At 44.4% G+C, this 21,939-nt stretch carries 18 protein-coding genes; 2 read left to right on the plus strand and 16 right to left on the minus strand.

Annotated features, from left to right (window positions below; translation table 11 throughout):
* Window positions 1-186: 186 nt before the first annotated feature.
* From ADS79_RS18000 to ADS79_RS18025, 6 genes are all read right to left on the minus strand, one after another.
* Entirely contained in the window at window positions 187-1,308 is a 1,122-nt protein-coding gene (locus ADS79_RS18000) for a Ger(x)C family spore germination protein (RefSeq protein ID WP_049739781.1), read from the minus strand.
* Complete coding sequence (locus ADS79_RS18005; RefSeq protein WP_049739782.1) at window positions 1,305-2,405, minus strand: GerAB/ArcD/ProY family transporter; 1,101 nt, start codon at window positions 2,403-2,405, stop codon at window positions 1,305-1,307. Before ADS79_RS18005 ends, ADS79_RS18000 begins: the two co-directional genes overlap by 4 nt.
* Window positions 2,402-3,937 carry a spore germination protein gene (locus ADS79_RS18010; RefSeq protein ID WP_141260823.1) on the minus strand — a complete coding sequence of 512 codons (1,536 nt, stop codon included), beginning with the start codon at window positions 3,935-3,937 and terminating at the stop codon, window positions 2,402-2,404. The genes ADS79_RS18005 and ADS79_RS18010 overlap by 4 nt, the downstream gene beginning before the upstream one ends.
* A gap of 171 nt (window positions 3,938-4,108) precedes the next feature.
* A complete protein-coding gene (locus ADS79_RS18015; protein WP_049739783.1) occupies window positions 4,109-4,792 on the minus strand; it encodes a DUF554 domain-containing protein in 684 nt (227 codons plus the stop codon).
* Between the two features lie 68 nt (window positions 4,793-4,860).
* The gene (locus ADS79_RS18020; protein WP_236700031.1) at window positions 4,861-5,673 is read right to left on the minus strand and encodes a MerR family transcriptional regulator; all 813 of its coding nucleotides are present in this window, start codon (window positions 5,671-5,673) and stop codon (window positions 4,861-4,863) included.
* Between the two features lie 54 nt (window positions 5,674-5,727).
* On the minus strand, window positions 5,728-6,609 hold the full coding sequence (locus ADS79_RS18025) for a TetR/AcrR family transcriptional regulator (RefSeq protein WP_049739785.1): 882 nt from the start codon (window positions 6,607-6,609) through the stop codon (window positions 5,728-5,730).
* A 151-nt stretch (window positions 6,610-6,760) separates the two neighbouring features.
* On the opposite strand from ADS79_RS18025, the gene ADS79_RS18030 reads away from it, so the two are divergent.
* On the plus strand, window positions 6,761-7,867 hold the full coding sequence (locus ADS79_RS18030; protein WP_049739786.1) for an AbrB family transcriptional regulator: 1,107 nt from the start codon (window positions 6,761-6,763) through the stop codon (window positions 7,865-7,867).
* 129 nt (window positions 7,868-7,996) lie between these two features.
* On the opposite strand, the gene ADS79_RS18035 is transcribed toward ADS79_RS18030, so the two are convergent.
* The 9 genes from ADS79_RS18035 to ADS79_RS18075 form a co-directional block, all read right to left on the minus strand.
* Window positions 7,997-8,782, minus strand: coding sequence for a GNAT family N-acetyltransferase (locus ADS79_RS18035; RefSeq protein WP_049739787.1), 786 nt, complete (start codon window positions 8,780-8,782; stop codon window positions 7,997-7,999).
* 182 nt (window positions 8,783-8,964) lie between these two features.
* The gene (vanT, locus tag ADS79_RS18040) at window positions 8,965-11,118 is read right to left on the minus strand and encodes a serine racemase VanT catalytic subunit (protein WP_236700032.1); all 2,154 of its coding nucleotides are present in this window, start codon (window positions 11,116-11,118) and stop codon (window positions 8,965-8,967) included.
* Window positions 11,096-11,947: a D-alanyl-D-alanine carboxypeptidase family protein gene (locus ADS79_RS18045; RefSeq protein ID WP_236700033.1), complete on the minus strand. Its 852-nt coding sequence runs from the start codon at window positions 11,945-11,947 to the stop codon at window positions 11,096-11,098. Before ADS79_RS18045 ends, vanT begins: the two co-directional genes overlap by 23 nt.
* A complete protein-coding gene (vanG, locus tag ADS79_RS18050; protein ID WP_049739788.1) occupies window positions 11,944-13,002 on the minus strand; it encodes a D-alanine--D-serine ligase VanG in 1,059 nt (352 codons plus the stop codon). The genes ADS79_RS18045 and vanG overlap by 4 nt, the downstream gene beginning before the upstream one ends.
* Window positions 13,003-13,224: 222 nt before the next feature.
* Entirely contained in the window at window positions 13,225-13,581 is a 357-nt protein-coding gene (locus ADS79_RS18055; protein ID WP_049739789.1) for a Na-translocating system protein MpsC family protein, read from the minus strand.
* 41 nt (window positions 13,582-13,622) lie between these two features.
* Window positions 13,623-14,105, minus strand: coding sequence for a helical membrane plugin domain-containing protein (locus tag ADS79_RS18060; protein WP_049739790.1), 483 nt, complete (start codon window positions 14,103-14,105; stop codon window positions 13,623-13,625).
* Complete coding sequence (gene fdhF, locus ADS79_RS18065; protein WP_049739791.1) at window positions 14,105-17,065, minus strand: formate dehydrogenase subunit alpha; 2,961 nt, start codon at window positions 17,063-17,065, stop codon at window positions 14,105-14,107. The genes ADS79_RS18060 and fdhF overlap by 1 nt, the downstream gene beginning before the upstream one ends.
* 327 nt (window positions 17,066-17,392) lie before the next feature.
* Window positions 17,393-18,178: an enoyl-CoA hydratase/isomerase family protein gene (locus ADS79_RS18070; RefSeq protein ID WP_049741051.1), complete on the minus strand. Its 786-nt coding sequence runs from the start codon at window positions 18,176-18,178 to the stop codon at window positions 17,393-17,395.
* Between the two features lie 168 nt (window positions 18,179-18,346).
* Window positions 18,347-18,682: an ArsR/SmtB family transcription factor gene (locus ADS79_RS18075; protein WP_049739792.1), complete on the minus strand. Its 336-nt coding sequence runs from the start codon at window positions 18,680-18,682 to the stop codon at window positions 18,347-18,349.
* Between the two features lie 229 nt (window positions 18,683-18,911).
* Between ADS79_RS18075 and ADS79_RS18080 the strand changes: the two genes are divergently transcribed.
* Window positions 18,912-20,282 carry an MFS transporter gene (locus ADS79_RS18080; RefSeq protein WP_049739793.1) on the plus strand — a complete coding sequence of 457 codons (1,371 nt, stop codon included), beginning with the start codon at window positions 18,912-18,914 and terminating at the stop codon, window positions 20,280-20,282.
* 124 nt (window positions 20,283-20,406) lie between these two features.
* Here ADS79_RS18080 and ADS79_RS18085 read toward each other — a convergent pair whose 3' ends face one another.
* A complete protein-coding gene (locus ADS79_RS18085; protein WP_276525292.1) occupies window positions 20,407-21,930 on the minus strand; it encodes a carboxypeptidase M32 in 1,524 nt (507 codons plus the stop codon).
* Window positions 21,931-21,939 lie beyond the last annotated feature (9 nt).

The raw sequence follows: 21,939 nt of genomic DNA on the forward strand, positions 1-21,939 counted from the left end.
GATACTATTATTCATTCACGCATTGCTACCCACTTTTGCATAAGACTGAATTTTCATTTCTCTTCAGATGTTAAAAAACCCTTTTTTTGCTACGGATCATTTTGAAGGAGTCCGTTCTTGTAACCAGCTAAAAGACTGAGTGGCAGGAATCACCCAGTCGCTGGTTACCAAGCACATTGAATCAACCTATTTTTTTAAAGAGCCGATACTGATAATCTCAACCTCTGGATAGACGTTCACTTTCGCTTTCGAAAACGCTTTTCCCCAATCATCCTCCACTCGCTTCCAGTCCTCATAGGCATATGCTCGAGCAAATTTTCCCAGTCCAATCGGGTCCAACTGATTTTTTTGGAACTTGGCAATGACTGCTTCCATCTTTTTCTTCATATCTGATGCGATCGCCCTTTCCAATCGCTTCTTGTCCTCTACCGGGCTGACTTGCACAAGAATTTCAGTCAGGACAATGGCATACTTTAAATGAAGATCAAATTGAAACTGACCTTTTTTTGCCTTTGTTTTATAATCATAATGGGTGTAATCAATCGAGTAGCTGACATTCTTACTCTCTTCATCTTTTGCTTTAAAAGACTTATCCTTAATTTGGGTGGTCATAAAGATCGGATGCATGGTATCCCGCTGCAAAATCAGCAATTGTATGCTTTCCTCAGAACTAAGCGAGTCAACATAGTAACCACGCTTATCGATTAGTGCTGTACCCGCTATCTTTAGTTTATCGTCGCTGAGTTTGATTTCTGGTAAATAAGGAGTGATGCCCTTCTCATAAAATTGATCGTATGCTTTGCGGGCTGTCGTGTAGACAGAGGCTTCACTTGTATGCCCGGATTTAATCAGCTCACGCAAGTAAACGGGAAGTCGCGGTTTATCACTGACATCGACATTGAGTACCTCATCGATCGGTTCATTTGCCATGATCAGGTCAGCCTTCAGCGAGCTTTTCGGGTCACGGAAAATGACATCTAAGAGGTCGAGTAGCCCCTTTTTCATCAACACTTTTTTGGAAATGACGATGTTTTGTACCTTCCCAGTTTGGACCAGGCCATTCGCCTCATCATCAAACCTATCTCTACCTTCTCGGAATGAGGATGCATGCACATGCAGGATTTCGGTTTTCTTCTTGGCCTCACGCTGAAAGACGGGAACCGCTGAGTAAATTTCGAGTTCTCCATCTTTTCGCACGTCAACTCCAATTGTCAAAATCAATGTTAAATCGTCCAGTCGATTTTGCCCCAGACACCCCGTAATCAACAGAATTTGACATAGTAAAATGATCAGAAGTCGTCTTTTCATTTCGATAACCTCATCTGGAACCGCTCAGCAACCATCACATAGAGTAAGAAGAAAATCGGAAATAGGTATGAGATGTACATGCCTACATGACCACCCCAATTTTGAATGGTAATAACCTGGTAATAGGTAGGGTTGTAAAAGAAGGATAACACCACATAGCAACATGAGAGAATCAGTACCACTTTTTTATGATCCTTCAATCGGAGTAATTGACTCACCCCGAATGAAGCGGTGAAATAATACGGAATACCACTTGTTGAAATGATAAACAGATAAAAAGCGGCGAAAATCACTTCTATTCGCTCTACAAATGGAAATTCTACCGTCTCAAACATGTCAAGAGTTGGCCAAATATATGTCCCAATCTGATAGGGATTAAATTGAACATAACAAGCGATAGTCACGAGTAAATAGGTAAGCATTGTGATGGTATTTGCGATGAGTATGCCTGCAGTAGCGTGTTGTTTTTTCTGTAAAAACGGATACAAAATAAAAGCTAGCTCAAAACCGAGAAACGAGAGAATTGTCGTTTTTACTCCCTTCATTATCGGCAGCCAGCCTTCCTTGATCACGGGTAACAGATGAATCCAATGACCTTCACGCATTGCGATAAAAAAGAGCGGAAGCATGAAAATCATACTCAGTCCTACAAATTCGGCGTACCGCCCAAGCATTCGGATACTTTTTTGTGCGAGCATATGCTTGGGAATGATGAAAAGCAGCATCAAAAAATAATTTGCTGTTTGTGGCAATACCCACGTTTGGGTAATGTGAATCGCTGCAAACAATGTAACGGTAAAGACGAAGATGCTGTACAAAATAAACAGAATCGAACATAAAACACCTATCCACCTCCCAAAATAGCGGAGGAGCAAATCAAATATAGTCTCATCCGGATGGCGTTTCATTATCTGGATGATGAGAATGCTTATTACATTGGCGATTACCCATCCGAGCAAAATGGAAATCCACCCATCTGTACTCGCCACATCTGCTAGGTCGGATGGCAACGTAATAATACCGATTCCAATCTGCACTTGAGAAATAAACAAGATGTACTGAAACAAGCTAACGTCATTGAAATGATTCGTTTTCATATCTCATCGCCATTTTTGTCGTTTTTTCCTTGTCGCTTCTCTTGTTTGGCATGCACCGCTTGTGGCCGCTTGATCAGGCTCCAAATCGGCAAGCGCACGAAACTGTCTTTCCATGCGGTAAATTGTAAAGGGGCAAGCGGACTTCCATAAGGGGTACCCAAAGATTCGAGTGAAATCAGATGAACGATCAAGACCATCATTCCGATTACGATTCCTACAATCCCGAACAGATAGGATGCAACCATCATGGGAAAGCGGAGAACCCGCACCGCCGCTGATAAATCTGCATTCGGCAAAATAAAAGACGCAATCGCCGTAGCAGCAACGACAATTACCATGATGTTACTTACGATCCCAGCTGAAACGGCTGCTTGGCCGATTACAATACCCCCAACAATACCAACCGTTTGACCAATTTTTGAGGGCAATCGCAACCCTGCTTCTCTGAGCATCTCCAAAGTTATTTCCATGATGATTGCCTCCAAAAATGGAGGGATCGGTACCCTCTCCCGAGATTCCCCAATCGATAGAATGAGCCCAAGCGGGATAATCTCATAATGAAAAGTAAGTCCAGCAATATAGAGCGCTGGAAGGAAAATGGAGACAAAAAAGCTAATAAAACGCAGCAGCCTGATGAAAGAGCCAATGATCCAGCGCATGCTATAATCATCTGCGCTTTGAAAAAAGGATACTAGGCTCATCGGTGCGACCATGACCCAAGGGGACTGATCCACAATGATGACAATTCTTCCTTGGAGGATGTGTGAAGCAGCGGAGTCTGGCCGCTCTGTCGTTAAATATTGTGGAAAAGGAGTAAACGAATTGTTTTCGATGAGCTCCTCCAATTCCCCTACATTGATTATTCCATCGATGTTGATTCGTTTAATCCGTTTTTCCAGCTCCATAAGGATGTCATTGTTTATCACATCTGCGAGATAAAGCAAACCTATTTTTGTCTGGCTCCTGGCCCCAACCTGAAGCTCCCTGATCTTGAGCTCTCGATCCGGTATATACCTGCGGATCATGGATATATTTTGCCCGATCGATTCAACGAAGCTCTGCCGGGCTCCCTTGAGCACGGATTCAGAAAGAGGTTCACTGATTTCTCTCTGTGGCCAGCCTTGTGTATCCAGGAGCAAACAGTGAGCCTCCCCTTCAATAAACAAAGCACTTTGTCCGCGAAGGATGGATTTCTCAATTACTCTCCAGGATTGCGTTGTCTGACTGGATCCAAGCGAAAGATCCAGGCTGTTTAACCCTGCGAAGGTTTTATTCTCAAACAAAAGTGGACGCATGATATGATTATTGATGGTTGGCTTGTCCACCATGCCGTCCAGATAGACCAAGAGAGCAGAATGGTTCGTTTGATTGATTAGAAATTTGGTGGTGATTAGATCTGGTGCATCACAAAAAATGGTATATAGCTTCTTTATGTTGGTCGGAATATCGGGGCTGATCAGCTCGTCTTTGTCTGTATTCATCCAAGCTCGCATACGTAATCTTTTCCCGTACCGTGTAAATATAGATCCCATCGCTCGTTCTCCTGGACTAGATCATGATTTTCCATCCATTTCTCCCCATATGGTTTCACTTCCCTGTTAAAAATATGAATGAACGACTGAAAAATCTTCCGCACATCAAAAAGAAAAGGCACCCGTTTCGATCATGGATGCCCTTCATTTTCCCTTCTTAATTGTTTACGTTTACGTCCAAAGCAGATTTTTAGCGACGAGATAAATAACCGGAATGACAAGGGAAGGAATCAGATTAATCGTTCTGAACTTTCTTACGCCAAGAATACTCAGCCCCGAGCTCAGAATTAATACACCGCCAATAATCGATATCTCAGTCAACAGCTCGGGAGTTATAAATCCAGAGACCATTTTGGCAGCAACATAAAAGAAGCCTTGCCAGCAAAATAGCACGACTGCGGAAAGCGCAATCCCGATGCCAAAGGTAGCTGCCAGTACGATAGAGGTCACGAAGTCTAAAATCGCATTGGTAAACAAGTAGGTTTGATTTCCATTTAACGCACTTTCGATAGGTCCAACAATAGACAGTGTCCCAATGCAAAATAAAAGGATAGCAGTTGATAGTCCTTCTGCCAGATTTCCTTTTGACACTTTGGAAACAAGCTGATGGAATTTTTCCTCCATATTTACCCTTTCCCCGATCACCCCTCCGATTGCAAGACTCACAATAAACAGAACCGGATACTCACTGTCTGGCATATGTTTGGTAATCGCGAAAACGCCAAGCGCAGCAACCGCTAAACCCATTCCTTGCATCAGAATATCCTGATACTGCTCCTTCAACCCCTTTTTAAACACGCTACCGATCATACTTCCCATCACAATCAATACCACATTTACGATCGTTCCAATCACGCAAAAGCTCCTCCCCTAAGCATGTATTGGAATCAGAATAAACCCTCCAGTTACTAGAGGGTCAAAAACTATTTCGCTACGATTTGGATTTCGGTCACAAACTTTGATTGATCGCTTGTCAAGCCGTAATCAATTAACGTAATTTCAATCGCATCATCTATGATTGTATATTGCTTTTGCTCGACGTAATCCATGAGCTTCTTATAATAGGGGGCAGCATCCTCATGAGTCCCCACAAAGCGGATTGTTATGTATGTTGCCTCTGGAAGAATTTGTTCGTTTGTACCAGTCACGCGGTAGCTATCGTCTTCCACGAACACAAAGATGGAGTCATATTCCTTAAAGCGTCTGAGTCTCAAGTTATCAAGCGATATCGATAATCCCACTTTCCCTAAAAAGATCGTGGATTTCATATTCGTCGCGTTCTCCAGTAACCGTATAGACATCTCCAGATTATCCGTATGCCGTATCTTTTGCTTCAACCGCACAATCATTCGTTCTGGTAGGACAACCTCCCGAATCGTACCCATCTGTTGATCATTCGCAGCATCCTTGATTTGATGGATTCGACTTTCAATTTTTTTCTGAATCTGCACAAAATCCGAAATGCGCTGCTCCGTTTCCAGCTTTTGCTCTTCTAGCAGCTGCAGGATATGGTCAATATTACGATTTTGCAGAAATAGCTTCACATTTTTCAACGGAATATGAAGTGCTTTGAGATACAAAATGGTATTAAGCTGCTCGAATTGTTCAATGGTGTAATAGCGATAACCCGAGCGCTCATCAACATGAGCAGGTTTAAAGAGATCAATTTCATCATAATAGCGCAAAGTTCGAACATCGATTTGGAACAGCTTTGAGATTTCTCCAATCAAAAACACGATGACATTCCCGCCTTCTCTTCCCGCTTTGCCAGTAGTGACGGTACTTGGTTGTTAGAGCATATAGGTAAGCTGTCTGGCAAGTGGCTTCAGTTCGGATACAGCTTCTAAATAGGATAGACAAACATTCACCAACGTTTTGTTTGGTGTCTCCAGTGCCAGCTCCTTTTGCAAAATATGAACAACTTCCTGCAGTTCTTGGCGCAAGTTAGCCGGTTTTTGCAGCTCCGAGATCTTTAATGAAATCACTTGCAAAAATTCATGAATCGTCAATTGCTGTGTCTGCAAGCTAATCGGATTTAAACTGTTAAAGTAAATGTTCGTTTCGTTCAAGATCGCCTTTGGTTTCGTGTCTAGCATATCTGCTACGACGGCATTCATCCGCTCAATCAAAAAGTGGGCCAGATCGGACATCGTCAGTGATAGACCTTTTTGCATGACATAAAACAGATATTCTTTCAAGAGTCCGCGGAATATCGCAACAACATCCCAAATATAAGGGCTAATTTCGGCACCGTACGCTTCCAAAAAGCCATTTTTATGCCAGGTAAGCAGCGTTGCTCTCTTTTTCTTCCAAGCAGCCTGAAACGTCTCATTATCCTTGATCGGCAGCTCTTTAAACTCAACCATAAAGAAGTAGTTCTCTAGCATGTACTGTAGCTGAAATTCTATTTTTCGAAGCAGCTGCTCTTTTGGTGTCAGCCCTTCTCTTTTTCCTGCGGAATCCAGCTGACTTGCCTTCTCAAACATCCCTTGATGACAGAGCTCAAAGACTGCCGTAAATAAATCTTCTTTGGAGGGGAAAATTTTATAAATGCTGCCCTTTGCCATTCCACAAGCCTCTGCAATTTCTTGCATCGATGACGAGGTATACCCTTTTTCCTTAAAAACCCCCATCGCTACATGGAGGATTTGCTGTTTTTTTACGTCTTCCATCATGACCACCCCTACTTATTCTGACATGCAGGTGATACATATTCAACATGGGAATTGACGAAGAAAACCCATAGGTCATATAATGAACCAGTGAGTTTTTTTGGAATTCGTTTGGTTTTACGTCACAATTCAGCGAAAAGAAGTGGTTTCTATGAAAGGTGCACAGCTGACCGAGAATAAATGGGTCCAGTTTCTTTTCACCTGTATGTTCGCTATTATCGGTGGTGCCGTTTTTCAGCTGATTCATATCCCTCTCCCATGGCTGCTTGGGTCTATGGTGTTCGTACTGATCGGCTCAAAGCTGTTCACACAGATCAAGCCATATTGGCCAGGGATGCTACGAAACACCGGAATGGGGATTATCGGTTATACGATAGGACTTTCCTTCACACTATCGACACTAAAGGAAATTGGCAAACAACTGCCTTCCATGGTTTTGTTGACGGTTCTGCTTTTGCTTTTTACGCTTTTGATCACTTTCTTTGTGTCCAAATTATCTGGAATTTCTTTTCCAACTGCTTTGATCGGAAGTATTCCAGGTGGTCTGAGCCAAATGATCCCGTTGGCGGAAGAAATCAAAGGGGTCGATTTGACAGTCGTCACCTTCTTGCAGGTCTCACGGCTTATGATGATTATTTTCTGTGTGCCGTTGCTCATTTTTAGTCCTCTGATGACTGGTCTTGGCAATCCTTCTTTATCTGCTTCGACTCATCCCGCGAGTGTAAGCTGGGCAGGACTTTTTCCAAATATTTTGTTATTCATTGTTGTGTGCACACTCCTTGCCTTATTGGCAAAGAAAATAAACTTCCCTACTGCATTCTTACTTGGGCCCATGATCGGCACCATCGCATTGAATATCGCAGGCTTCCATGGTCCTGACTTGCCTACAGTCCTCATGAATGGTACACAATTGATGCTCGGCGGATATATCGGTCTCTTACTCAAGCCAGAGAGCCTGAAGAATGCCGTAAAAATCAGTGCAACTGCTGTCTTAAGTGGAATCGTGCTGATCTTATGTGCGCTTGCGCTAAGTGTGCTTTTGACTATCATGCATCCAGTCTCATTTGTTACTGCTTTTTTGAGTCTTTCCCCAGGCGGGATGGACCAGATGGCGATTATCGCAAAGGAAGTACATGGAGATCTTTCCATCCTGATTTGTTACCAGCTTTTTCGAGCTTTGTTTATATCCGTAGCTGTACCTCCGCTTTTAAAGGCTGCTTTTAAGAAATATGAAAAATGGAAATCTGCTGCAAATTAACGATGCTCGCAACAGGATCATTCCCCACATCGACTCGGAGAAAGCAAGAGAGCATGCTTTGAGATAATCTGCAAAGCATGCTCTCCTTTATACTGTTTTTGCACGAAATCGTTTGAACGACATGTTTTCCTATTCAAACACAACCATTTCTCCTACTTCTGTAAAGCCAGCTCTCCTATAAATGTTAATCCCATCTTCAGAGGCTTGCAAAACGCATGGCTTGCCATTCCCTTCCTCTCTTACCTGCTGAAGTAGATGATCAAACATGGCGCTTCCCAGTCCTTTTCCCCTATGCTCTGCTCTGGTCATCACATCATAAATACCATAGCTATTTTCCGTTTCAATCAAATATCCAGTAGACACGGCTTGATTGTCCAGGAACCCAACGAACCATTGATGCTGTTGATCTATGTGAAAATTGGCAGCTGCTTGATCAAAATAGTGGACAAGAGATTCTTGTTCGCGACTTCCGGCAAACAACGATTGAAAAACGCCGGCGTACTGAAGAAGCTCATCTGCACTCTTTACCCGCTTTATTTCAAGCCCTGCTGCCATTGGAGCACTAGAGCCAATGGAGCCACTCTCGAGCTTCATGGTGATATTGCGCTCCGCTTCATTTTTTCCCAGTTCAGCAAACAGCTCGACCACATCTGGTGTGACAAAACGCTGATCCATCCAGATACTTATCGGAAATCCTTTGTCCAAAAAAGAACGAATGGCTTGCTGAACGCTCACTTGTGTATCTTTTGTCAACGATGATAACGGGAGAAATACGTTGAAAGTATCGGATGGCAAGCCGCAATCAACGGCTATGAAATGCGGATTATCATACACATGAGCACCTGGAATCCATAATGGAAGCGATGATATTTTTTTCTTAAAATTATCTAACACCAAATCTTGATTGGATAACATATTGACCACCATTTTCCCAAAAATGTAAGAGCGCTCTTGAGAATGTATTATACCGAGTGATCTCCCCGTTTCATAGGCAGTTCACATATTCTATATCCTCCCATAATATTCTGATAATTATTAATGAAATGGGAAAGCAGGCAAGACAACTTACCGTTTCTAAGCCGCCTTGAGTTCCTTTCTTACTCCACATACACTCGCTCCACTCTGCTTCCAATACCACTTACTATTTCATTCGTAATTGTGTTGCAACGACTTGCGAGTTGTTCCGCTGTGATCGTCTCCCCGCCATCTTGTCCAATCAGCGTGACGACGTCGCCCTCCTTCACCCCTGGAATATGTGTGACATCGATCATCAGTTGATCCATACACACATTCCCAACGATGCTTGCCCTCTGGCCCCTCACCAGAACATATCCGCCTGCTTCTGACAGCCTTCTGGGTATACCATCCGCATATCCAATGGACACCGTCGCGATCTGACTATTTTTACTCGTCCTATAATTTCTGCCGTAGCTGATCGCACTCCCTGCCTGTATCGTTTTGACAAGCGTTACTCTAGCGTGCAAGGAAAGGACGGGACGCAGATCGATGCTCCTGTTTACGACGTCATCTTCTTTGGATAGCAATCCAAAGAGCGCAATTCCTGCCCGAGACATTCCACATATTTCGTCCACACCATTCAGAATTCCGTAGCTGCTCTGGATATGAAGAATCCCCGGATTAATTCCCTCCAACTCGACTTGTCTGATTACATTATGAAAACGATCGATTTGTTCTTTTGTATAGGCAATGTCCTCATGATTGGGACTATCGGAGACAGACAGATGGCTATAGCTTCCAGTTACTTGGAGATGCTCATGCCGATACATGCGAAGAATTTTTCCGATGTTGTCATGTGCCTCGCCCAATCTCCCCATTCCTGTATCGATTTTGATGTGCACCTGCAGCTTTTTGCCACACTCATCAAGAGAAGCAGCATATTCTTCACTGATAACCGTTTGCGTAAGCTTGTAGTGTATAAGCTCGCTGACATTCTTCAACGAGGTATAACCGAGAATCAATATTTCTCCTTTTATCCCTTGCTTGCGCAGTGCAATTCCTTCTTCCAGCTCGGCTACAGCAAAATGACCAACACCAATTTGATTGAGTATTTTTGCGATTTGTGGGCTGCCATGTCCATAAGCATTGGCTTTCGCGACCGCCATCAGCTCAGCCGCTGGAGGAAGAAGCCTTTTCAGCTCCTCCAGATTATGCTTCAAATGAGCTACCTTGATTTCTGCCCACGCTCTTTGCTTCGTTGCTCGTTTTGTTTTTTTTCTTGTGAGAAACCGGACAACGACGTGGGAGATACAAATCGCCAGTAAGGTGACGGCAACAAAATGAATAAAGCTGTTCTCAACCAAAATCGCGCTTGTTCCCGTTGCTTTACCAATTCCTCTTACCAGCACAATTGCGAATGGATGCAAAATGTAAATCCATGTCGTTAACTGCCTGATATAGGGCCCGCCTCTCCCTTTTTGCAGCAGTAGAAAGGAAAACAGGAAATAAACAGTCGGGACCAAAAAAATGTACATACTGTCATGACGTGGGAGCTTGCCCTGATTGACAAGAATCCCTTCTATCAGCATCAACACGAACGAGAGGGCAAAGCCAAATGCCATAACGCCTCTTGTTTGTCCCGTGAGCGGTCTTTTGGCGATCCAAGCACCCAGTATCAAATAAATGGGAGCAAAAAACAAGCCATTCCTTGTATAGTCAAATAGCATGAACATTTGGGTGTAGATTGCATGCAGTAAATCGCTCTGCTCAATCAAGCCGTAATAGCTATCACCAAGAAGCCCTATCATGTACAACAATCCAGCAATCACAAGCATGACCGGAAACGAAAATCGTTGATACAGAAAAGAAGTGATCAAAACACCTGTGATTAAAGCAGGAAAGTACCACAGATGATACATGGTCCCATCAAACAGGATATCTTTTACCAGAGTGTACACGGTGAAATCACTTGAAAAATAACCAGCGTAGACGTTAATTGGAAGGTAGATCAAAACGGCTAGCCCGTACAGAGTAGCAATTCTGGCAATATAGCGGTGTATCGTTGCTCTATCCTGAGCAGCCTCCCCTCGTATCTTCTGAAACAGAAGGAAGCCTGATGCGATAAAGAAAAACGGGACAGCAAGTCGAGCGACGATTCCGGTAAACAAAAAATCGACGTATTCATTGTAGGTTGTGAATGGACCTGTATGAATCGCAATGACGAGTATGGCTGCAATCACCTTGAAGTGGTCAATAAATCCATAATTCTCTTTAGAGACCACTTGCCTGTTCACTGCCTTTCTCATGGAAAACGGTTACGACGAATCCATCAGCGTTATTTCCGGACAACTCATACCTTGCATGATTGGGAATCGGTACGGTTGTACTTCCCATTGCTGCTTTTACATAATAAATTTCAAGTATTGTGCTTTCCGTTTCAAAATAAAAATGCTCCTTGGCAAACACAAACCTCTTCAAAAATGCGATGTATTCTTCCAGACAAAAATCATTTTGCTCCATAATGAGCGCATGTGGAAAACCGACATAGCGAAAATGCCAAGGCTCGCAAGCAATGTTCGTAATAGACTCTTTCCCTTTTTTGTACCTTTGGATGAAGCCGTACTCTGCTGCCCGTTCCTTAAAGGTTTGACATACACCACGATCCGGGAAGGATGGGCAAATAAAGTCAACCTCTTCCTTGTTTTCACCGACATCTACAGCGAGGCCTGTCTGATGCTCGCTTTCATCTGGCCGGGCCACAAAACTTGCTGTGAAAGCAGCTCCATTCTCACGTAAAGAAGATTCATATAGCTCCCGCTGCTCCGATTGCGAACGAAATCCACTCACTGCGATGATATCGTTTATCGCTGAGGCAGCGTTCACTAAAGCCATTAGCTGACGCAGACATGTTTTTTCCAGGAGCAGGCGATTGTTCTGTCGAAGTGTCTGAAGCTCCGATACGGGTAGCAGCTCCAAAAACTGTTCCTTCAACCGGATAGGATGCTCGCGGTTAACGAGGATGAGATGCCCGTGATGTATGGCCGATTGGTTAAGCTGAAGCTCCTTATAGAAAACAAATTGTGGCTTATCCATTGTCAATTTGATCGGAAGCATTCTCATCATTTTTCATCCCTCCCTAGCGCAAGCTCGATTAGCTCATCGAGTAGCTGTGTATAAGAAATTCCACTGGCTCGCAGCATATTTGGATATCTGGAGCTCGAAGTAAATCCAGGTATCGTGTTGACTTCATTGAACATGAGTCTACCGTCCCCAGACAGGAACATATCTACTCTGGCAAATCCGCTGCAGCCAAGTGTTTGATAAATAAGGCTTGCTGTCTCTCTGACTTTTTTCTCAGTATCCGTGTCAATTCGAGCAGGCAAGTGGATTGTAGAAGTGTGCAAAGAATACTTCTCCGTAAAATGGAAGAAATCATCCGATAGTTCAATTTCATCTATCACACCTATGCGCGGGCTGCTATTTCCGAGAACGGCACACCCCACTTCAAAGCCCTCGATATTTTCTTCAATGACGATCTTGTTGTCGTGAGCAAACGCCAATTCTATTCCTTCGATGAATTGTTGATAAGTATGAGCCTTCGTGATCCCGATAGACGATCCAGACTTCGCCGGCTTGATGTAAACAGGGTAGCCGAAATCTTTTGCTGCTACGATTGCCTTTTCAACATCGTCTCCTTGGTGTATGGTCATAGCACGTGGCGTATCGATTCCAGCAGCACGAACCAGTGTATGTGCAATATCTTTATCCATGCAAATCGCAGAGGATAGCATATCACAACCGACATAAGGGATTCCTGCCAGCTCTAAAAGGCCCTGTATCGTTCCATCCTCCCCATTTCTTCCATGAAGCACGGGAAAAACAACATCGATTGGAACCCGATGATATTCTGTATGGACGAGCTCGATAAGTCCCCCTGTTTCTCTGCTCGGCGAAACAAATGACGGGATGCAGCTCGGATGCATATGCCAGCGGTCTTCACGAATGGCCTCGATGCTGCCACTGTACCGAAGCCACTTGCCTTCCTCTGTTATCCCGATTAGTACCAGATTGTATTTATCTTTATCGATATGTTCGATCACAGAGGCTGCGGAGATCAGGGAAACTCCGTACTCGTTCGAGCAACCTCCGAATATGATCGCGACGGTTTTCTTTTCCAAATGAGATCCCTCCTGAAAGCATGTCTTTCCACAGACATAAGCTTAGGAGAAACTATTTAAAAAAATGGTAGGTTAAGTCTTACGTTTTTCTTAAATAGCACGCCATGCCCAGTTCTTACAAAATCAGGGTAACTTTTTACTAAAAACTCCAATAAAAAAAGCCAGTCGAGCACTCATTTGAAGTGCAAGACTGGCTATATCACTGGATTTTGGTACCCTGTATTATTTAGATTCAATGGACCGATCAAATACAAAAACGGTCATGGCGATATCTTCTTCAATATTAATATCTGAAAAAATTCTTACGATCCTGGCTTTCATCAAGTCTTCGAGCTTGGCTACGACCTCAGGATTCGTATAAATTTTTTTCACCAATTTGGTACGCGCATCATGCACCATTCGTCTGCCATCATTCGAGGTGATCATAAATTTTTCTACATTCGTCAGATTCCCTTTCATCTCACTGATCGCCCAGGAATCAACGAAACGAGTAAAAATTTCTTTGGGGCCATTCCCCACATATTCTTTACGAATTTCACGAACAAGCATGCTGAATTGATGTTCCAATTGTTTTGACATGGCGTATCTCCTTCCTCGTCATAATCATTCGGAGACAACCATCAAGAATCCTTTAAGCCCTCGCCTACTCCTTTTAACAAATTGATGCCAAAGCCAATGGCCCGATTAATATCAGGATCAGACAAGGCCTTCATCAAATCCATAATGCCAACCTTTTGTCCGGAGCGCAACCCCTCATCGGCTTTTTGGAGACCTTTGGTGACGCCTTTCATCAGCTTTTGCGTCATCTCTGGCTCAAGCTCTGCAAGTCCACCTGCTGCTGCCATTGCATTATTAATCATGTTGGTGACGGGTGGCCGCACCATTTGGCCGACAACGATTTTGGCAATTTCCTCTTTGGCTTCCACCGCTGCCGTAAGCGCTGGCAAAATTCCACTATCATGCAGTTCCTGAAGCAGCTTGATCGTTTCCTGTATGCCTTCCGGGTTTTTGGCAAGTAATTGGAGGATGGCTTCGACTGTTTGACTTTGCTTTTCACTGTCCGACAGTGTTGGTTTGACAATACGCGTAATTGGACTCGCCATTATTTTCTACCTCCTCTTACATCAACAGCCACATTCACGTCGGCAATCGGCTTGTAATCTTCGCGCGCCCATTTACGCTCTACTTGTACACCGAGCTGTGGATTCCGCTTGGCATAACGAGGGTTGTATGCTGGAAGCGGAGATTTTCCTTTTTCCTCAAGAATCTCCATCCGTACCTTCACTTGCTTATACGCAGGTGTATGTGTCTGAACATCGACTGCTCCACCCGTTAGCAAATTCACGGCACTTTCATGACTTGCGGAGTGCATCGGAACGTAAATGTCTTTTCCACTCATCCGATTTGTGACCAGCGCACGCAGCTTGATTTTTCCGTATGGCGACAGAAGACGCACCAAGGTACCGTCAGACAATCCGCGTTCTTTTGCCAATTCCGGTGAAACCTCCACAAACACTTCTGGCAGCTTGTACTGGATGCCTTTGGATTTGTTCGTGAGATTTCCTTCGTGGAACTGCTCAAGCAGTCGTCCGTTATCGAGCGTTAGGTCATACTCCTCAGGGAACTTCGCTGGTGGAATATAGTCAAACAGTGCCAGGCGTGCTTTCTTATCCGGGAAATTGAATCCTTTTGTATGGAGAAGCGGTGTGTTGCTACCGTCTGGTGACCCCCAGTTGAAGCTGTTCCAGCCTGCAAGCACTTCATAATTGCATTGTGAGAAGAATGGTGTAAGAGATGCCATTTCGTCAAAAATTTCGCTCGGATGGCTATAATTCCAATCATATCCCATCTTTTTCGCGAGCTGACTGAAGATCCACCAGTCAGGCTTACTCTCGCCCACCGGCTCAAGCACTTGATAAAGTCGTTGTACACGACGCTCCGTATTGGTAAACGTACCGTCTTTTTCAAGAGATGGAACTGCTGGCAAAATAACATCAGCAAACTGCGCTGTTTTGCTCAAGAAAACATCTTGCACCACGAGGAAATCGAGCTTGGCAAGCATGTCTTGTGTATGGTTGGAATCGGCATCTACCCAAGCCATATCTTCTCCTGCAACGTACATCGCGCGAAGCTCTCCTCGATCTACTGCCTGCAGCATCTCGATATTGTCCAGACCTGGTTGCTCCTGGATTTTCACGCCATAAGCAGCCTCGAATTTTGCACGAATCTCGTCGTTTGCAACTGGTTGGTAGCCAGGGAAAATGTTCGGCATGGTTCCCATGTCTGCCGCACCCTGCACGTTGTTATGTCCACGCAGTGGGTACGCTCCTGCACCTGGGCGCATGAAGTTACCAGTGATGAGCAGCAGGTTCGCAATCGCTGTTGATGTGTAGGAACCACCTGCGTTTTGCGTCACACCCATGCCCCAACAAACAGCTGTGCCATCGGCATCACGAATCATTTCCGCGATCTGAATCAATGTTTCTTTGGAAATGCCAGTTTCTTCTTCTGCAAATTCTAGCGTATATTTTTGCATCAATTCAACAAATTCCGGATAAAAATTAACGTGCTCCTGAATAAATGCTGCGTCTTGCCAATTTTGATCGATCATGTATTTGGATACTGCCGCTAACCACACATAGTCGGTTCCTTGTTTCGGGCGAATGAACAAATCTGCCCGTTCCGCCATTTCATGCTTGCGCAGATCGACTGTAATCAGTTTTTGTCCATGCAATTTTTGTGCGCGCTTGATTCTTGTTGCGAGTACCGGATGCGCTTCAGCTGGCGCACAGCCCATCAGGATCACCAGACCAGCCTTTGCGATATCTTGGATCGTTCCAGAGTCTCCGCCAATTCCACCTGTATATTGGAGTCCCCACGATGCAGGTGACTGGCAATATCTGGAGCAGTTGTCAACATTGTTCGTGCCAAAGAGCTGACGTGCTGTTTTTTGCATCAAATAGTTTTCTTCGTTTGTAAACTTGGATGAAGAAATGAAGCCAAGTGCGTTGGAGCCATAGCTGTCTTTAATCCCACTCAGTCCGCTTACAACGACGTCCAGTGCCTCATCCCATGTCGCTTCTACAAAAGCATCTCCGCGGCGAATCAACGGCTTTGTTATGCGCTGGTCGCTATTGACAAAATCCCAACCGAACTTTCCTTTCACACATGTAGAAATTCCATTCACTGGTGCTTCCGGACTAGGTTCGATCTTTAAAATTTTCCGGTCTTTTGTCCACACTTCAAACGAGCAGCCTACCCCGCAGAACGTACATACCGTTTTGGTTTTTTTGATTTTCGTTTCGCGCATCGCCGCTTCCACTTCGGAGATCGCAAAGATGCTGCTATAGCCAGGCTCGACCTTTTTGATCAGGTCAATCATCGGATTCATCAGATCCTGTTCCATCCCGCTCATGAAGCCAGCTTCACCCAGCATGGACTTTTCCATCAATGCATTACAAGGGCATACTGTTACACATTGACCGCATGATACACAGGAGGATTCATTAATTGATTTATTGTCATCCCAAATCACGCGTGGCATTTCCCGTTCCCAGTCGATGGTGAGCGTTTCATTCACTTGCCAATCTTGACAAACTTCTGTACAACGTCCACACAAGATGCATTGGTTTGGATCATAGCGATAAAATGGATGCGACATATCCACTTCATAGCCTTTTTCACGGAAAGGACGGGTTTGATGTTCAATTTCCAGCAGCTCTACCGTATTATGGACTCGGCAGTTCCCATTGTTATTGTCGCAAACCGTACAATAGAGCATGTGGTTTTCCAAAATGCGATCCATGGCTTCCCGTTGTGCATTTTTAGCCAGCTCAGATGCAGTAAGAATTTTCATGCCATCCTGAATTTGAGTAGAACAGGCACGCATGATTTTGCCATCGATTTCACACACACAGGTATCGCAAGTCTGAATTGGACCTAATTCAGAAGAGTAGCAAACATGTGGATGTTCTATATCGTGCGAAAGAAGGTAATCGAGAATACGGGTCCCCTCTTCTGCTTGATGTTTTGTACCATTTAAATCAAAGCTCACATGTCTCATCTAGTCGCAACCTCCAATAGATAAATAAAAACCCACCACAAAACAATCTGTGCAGCATTATTGCACAAACCGTTTTATGGTGGGTTAACGACTAAGCATCTATGATACCAGTTATCCATCCCGCCATATAAAAATGGAGGAGATCAGGATGTAAGCGGCAATCCAGATTACCCTGACATCAATAATCTTCTCTGCGTCCATTATAGCATTGAAACCGTTTTAAAACCATCTCTATCCATGAAATAGCATTTTCGTTTTTACAATCGGCCACAGTTGCTACACCCTGGATCGTTTTTGTATGAAATGTAAGAATGGATCACTCTTTTTCTATTTTCCTTTAAAAGCTGGCTTTGTCTTTTCGAGAAATGCTTTTGTCCCTTCGCGAAAATCCTCCGTAGAAGCAATGAGTCCGAAGTAATCTGCCCCGAGAAGTGCTGACTCCTCCAATGTCAAATTTCCTCCGCGATGGATAGCCTCCCACGTCAAATTGACGGCAAGTGGAGAATGGGACAAAATTTCCTGGAGTAGCTCGTTTGCTTCAGACAATAGTGACTCCGCCGCCACGATTCGGTTTACCAAGCCAAAGTGATAAGCCTCTTCTGCGCTTAAGGCTTTTCCTGTAAGCAACAGCTCTGCCGCCCTACCTTTGCCAATGAGTCTGGGGAGTCTGGTCGTGCCGCCAAAGCCTGCAACTGCTCCGATACGAACTTCGGGATGTCCTAATCGAGCCTCATTGACAGCGATACGCAACGCGCAGGATTCTGCCAGCTCAAGTCCTCCACCTAATGCGAATCCATTGATAGCAGCGATCACAATCTTTCCAAGTGACTCGATCTGATTCGTAACCTTAACCGCCAACATAGCTAGATCTCGAACTTCCAGAGGAGTCGCCCGATTCAGATACTGAATATCCGCACCAGCTGAAAAAGCCTTGTCACCACTTCCCGTCAGGATTACTGCCTTGACATCAGTATTTCTCTTGATGTTGTCCAAGTGAACGGATAGCTGCTCCAATACCGCTTTGTTCAAAGCATTGAGTGCTTCTGGCCTGTTTAGTGTAAGTGTTGCTATTCCGTTTTCTTCCGCGTAAAGAATGACCTCATCCCTACTAATACTGATCCCTCCCCAATTCAGAAGCAAGAAAATAACAATCTCCCCAAAATATTCTTGATAGAAAAAGAAATCCCTCCTGCTAATGAAAGAGCCAACAAAAAGATTTGCACGAGGTAATACGGTCATAAGCATCGTTGGCTATTTTCTAGAAGGAGGGGAGCGTATTTTTTATAACTGCAAGAGCTGATCTTTTTCTGAGGAGGAATCAAATGCATTCAGAATGGAGGCAAGCAAGCCGGGAAAACGAAATTCCAGATCTTCAGTTCGCAAGGATAAAAAGCGTTGTGTTCCTTGGACGCGAACATGAACGATCCCCGCTTCTCGTAAGCAACGAGCATGATGAGACAAGGTAGATTTTGCCACCGGAACGCTTATATCTCCGCAGGTGCGCTCGCCTACTTTTTTAATTTCAGAAACGATATATAGCCGTACAGGATCACTTAACGCATACAGTACGGAGGACAAATGAATGTCTGACCTGTCCGGGTGATGGAGTATTTTCATGGTAGCGCCTCCCTGACTATTTATAACGACACCTTTCATCTTATCATAGGATAAGTGTTATTCCTATTCTTCCATAACAATCGAAATAAGGTCAGGTACTCCTTCACCATTTCTTTACATAAATCCGCGAGCAAACTGTTTCATAATGATTGCAAATGAACAAAACACATGTTATATTTCATTTGTTCGATAACAATCGAAATAAGAAAAAGGAAACGAGGTATAAAAAATGGCCACAGCGCGTATTCCTACTCACACGCCAGAACGAGGGCCGCTGAGAGAAGGACCTGCTCTTCTTCTCCTCGGGATCACAATCGTACTCGTCATCATGAATACCATGATGTTCAATTTGGCACTGCCAGATGTAGCCGTGGCTTACCACTTGTCTCCCTCTTCGACTTCGTGGATTGTTACAGGCTATTCAATTGTTTTTGCTATTTCATCCATTACGTATAGCCGCTTGTCAGATTTCATTCCGATACGGCGATTGTACTTGATCGGTATTTTGTCACTGAGTCTTGCTTCCATTGCGGGCTTGTTCACCAACAGCTTCATCATGCTTTTGATCGTCCGCATTATTCAAGCATCCGGAGCTGGCTCCATACCTGCTTTATCCATGGTATTACTCTCCCGCTATATTCCGACAGAGCGTCGGGGAAAAGCGATGGCATTGATTATGTCCGCCGTTTCATTAGGTCTCGGATTAGGACCTGTAGTCGGAGGTGCCATCGTTGAATTTTCAGGCTGGCACACCTTGTTTGTTGTGACGGCGGTAACATTGCTGCTCGTCCCACTCTATATGTCGCTTATTCCAAAAGAGCTTCCTAAAAAAGGCTCGTTTGATGTGCTCGGTGCAGTTTTCATTGGAGCTGGCACTACCGGTCTACTCCTGTTTTTAACAAACCACTCCTGGGTCTCGCTTGCCATTGGACTTGTTGCACTTGGCTTATTTATTGTCAATATCCGCACGGCGAAGGACCCTTTCGTACTGCCGTCGCTCTTTCTTAATCGATCCTATCTCACACTCGCGGCAGTTGGTATCGGGGCGTATTTGTGCAGCTTTTCGACACTATTCCTTATCCCGCAAATCATGGTTAATCAGTATCATCTAAGCGCAGTCAATGTAGGACTGGTCCTGTTTCCAGGCTCGCTGCTCGCGATGATTCTTTCCCGCTATGTGGGTCAAATCATCGATTTACAAGGAAATGCACCTATCATCCGGTACATTCCCGCGCTATTTCTGTCGTCGGTCGTTTTGTTCGCCCTATTTGAGGGAATCTCCTATTTCGCAGTCATGTCCATTTACATGCTCATGAGTATCGGGTTTACGTTTTTATCCAGCAGCATCTCTAATGAAATGTCGAGAATATTGCTTCCAGGACAAATTGGTTCAGGACTCGGACTATTCCAGCTCCTCCAATTTTTCAGTGGCGGCTTCGGCGTAGCAATGACTGCTACTGCTCTCGTTTGGCAAAAGGAACTCCCGATCGCTCAGGCCTACAGCAACATTTTTTGGGGAATGTCAGCCATCGTCCTTTTGTCTATTGCGTGCGCTCTCCTTTATCTGCAAATGACTTCACGCAGAACGCAGACTTCATAATCTCTCCATCCAACAGCATAGAAAGCAAACAGCCCGATCAAGCTCAGGATCGGGCTTTCCTCTTTTTCTCCAGAAAAATGACTTTCTCCGTTTTGCTCCGTGATAAATATCCCCTAGTTTCATTTTATTTATCTAGTTTATAAATGTCACTATACTTCTCTTCCAAATACGAAAGTAGATGGTCTGAATTCAATGGTTCTCCGGTCACTTCCAGCAACAACTGATCCGGATCTTTCATTTTTCCATGGACATGAATGTTTTCGGCTAACCATTGTTTGATCGGGGTAAACTTCGCCTCCTCCACCAATTGATCGATCTCTTTTATTTCTTTTCGCATGGTGTTTCGAATCTGTGCAGCGAACAAGTAGCCTAATGCGTACGAAGGGAAATAGCCAAACATCCCGGCAGACCAATGCATATCCTGCAGCACTCCACGTCTATCATCAGGTGGAACAATTCCCAGATACTCCTGCATCTTTTGGTTCCAAATCTCAGGCAGGTCCCGCACCTCAATCTCATTGGCAAAGATGCCCTTTTCAATCTCATATCGGAGAATCACATGTAAAGGATAGGTTAATTCGTCTGCTTCGATACGGATAAAAGAAGGAGACACGGAATTGACAGCTCGATAAAAATCATCCAGTCCTACTCCATGAAATTGCTCCTGGTTGTATGTGGAAAGAGTCGGGTAATACTGCTTCCAAAATGGTTTGCTGCGTCCAATCATCTTTTCCCATAAGAGTGATTGAGACTCATGAAACCCTGTAGACGTACCCGTACATAGTGACGTACCGATGAGCTCATCAGCAATGTTCAGCTCATACAGGGCGTGCCCGTACTCGTGAATGGTTGCAAACAAACCGCCTGCAAAGTAACTCTCGTTAAACTTGGTGGTAATGCGCACATCTTTTCGATTAAGTGGGACTGCAAAAGGATGAATCGTTTCGTCTAAACGCCCTGCTCCGAAATCGTATCCGAGCTCCCGCAAGAGAAAATGATGAAAATCCTTCTGCTTTTCTACGGGAAATGCCGCACCTAAAAATGTGGTATCTGGTTTTGATTTCGCTTCCTGCGTACGGTGAAGCAGCGGAATCAGTTTTGCTTTTACTTTCGTGAACACTTCATCCAAGCGCACTACTGTCATCCCAGGATCATACTGATCGAGCAGAGCATTGTAAGGATTTTCCCGATAGCCCCAATAGTCGATAAACCGTTTGTTCGTTTCAACGAGCTTCTCCAGATGGGGTTGAAAAATGGAATAATCGGATGCATGCTTCGCTTCTTCCCATGCCGCACTCGCATTCGCCTTAGCGACTTCATACGAGGCGAATTCTTTTTCCGGAATTTTGATGAGGAGGTCGTATTCTTTTTTGGCATGCTCAAGTACTTTTCTTGTGATTGGAGAAAGCTGTTGGTAGTACTCTGCTTGGCTTAGCTCTTCTACGTACGTTTTCATTTCTGCTGAAATGGACATGGCAAATTTTTTGGTGGACATCGTACCAATTACGTCTGCCCGCAGCCCCAACCCTTTTTTCGGGGCACCGGTTCGTACATCCCAAAACAGCAGATGCAAAACTTCCTGATAATGCATCATTTCGCGAATATATTGCAAAAACTCCTGTTCACGTGAGCGAATCGTGGTCAGCAAAGGAACACC

The organism is Brevibacillus reuszeri (genome assembly GCF_001187725.1).
Classification (GTDB): Bacteria; Bacillota; Bacilli; order Brevibacillales; family Brevibacillaceae; genus Brevibacillus; species Brevibacillus reuszeri.

What these genes read in the sequence shown, in the direction of transcription:
- ADS79_RS18010 (WP_141260823.1), bottom strand. Translation starts at nt 3,937, where the DNA reads ATGGGATCTATATTTACACGGTACGGGAAAAGATTACGTATGCGAGCT.
- ADS79_RS18075 (WP_049739792.1), bottom strand. Translation starts at nt 18,682, where the DNA reads ATGAAAATACTCCATCACCCGGACAGGTCAGACATTCATTTGTCCTCC.
- ADS79_RS18035 (WP_049739787.1), bottom strand. Translation starts at nt 8,782, where the DNA reads ATGTTATCCAATCAAGATTTGGTGTTAGATAATTTTAAGAAAAAAATA.
- ADS79_RS18000 (WP_049739781.1), bottom strand. Translation starts at nt 1,308, where the DNA reads ATGAAAAGACGACTTCTGATCATTTTACTATGTCAAATTCTGTTGATT.
- ADS79_RS18080 (WP_049739793.1), top strand. Translation starts at nt 18,912, where the DNA reads ATGGCCACAGCGCGTATTCCTACTCACACGCCAGAACGAGGGCCGCTG.
- ADS79_RS18045 (WP_236700033.1), bottom strand. Translation starts at nt 11,947, where the DNA reads ATGATGAGAATGCTTCCGATCAAATTGACAATGGATAAGCCACAATTT.
- ADS79_RS18060 (WP_049739790.1), bottom strand. Translation starts at nt 14,105, where the DNA reads ATGGCGAGTCCAATTACGCGTATTGTCAAACCAACACTGTCGGACAGT.
- fdhF (WP_049739791.1), bottom strand. Translation starts at nt 17,065, where the DNA reads ATGAGACATGTGAGCTTTGATTTAAATGGTACAAAACATCAAGCAGAA.
- ADS79_RS18025 (WP_049739785.1), bottom strand. Translation starts at nt 6,609, where the DNA reads ATGGAAGACGTAAAAAAACAGCAAATCCTCCATGTAGCGATGGGGGTT.
- ADS79_RS18030 (WP_049739786.1), top strand. Translation starts at nt 6,761, where the DNA reads ATGAAAGGTGCACAGCTGACCGAGAATAAATGGGTCCAGTTTCTTTTC.
- ADS79_RS18055 (WP_049739789.1), bottom strand. Translation starts at nt 13,581, where the DNA reads ATGTCAAAACAATTGGAACATCAATTCAGCATGCTTGTTCGTGAAATT.
- ADS79_RS18005 (WP_049739782.1), bottom strand. Translation starts at nt 2,405, where the DNA reads ATGAAAACGAATCATTTCAATGACGTTAGCTTGTTTCAGTACATCTTG.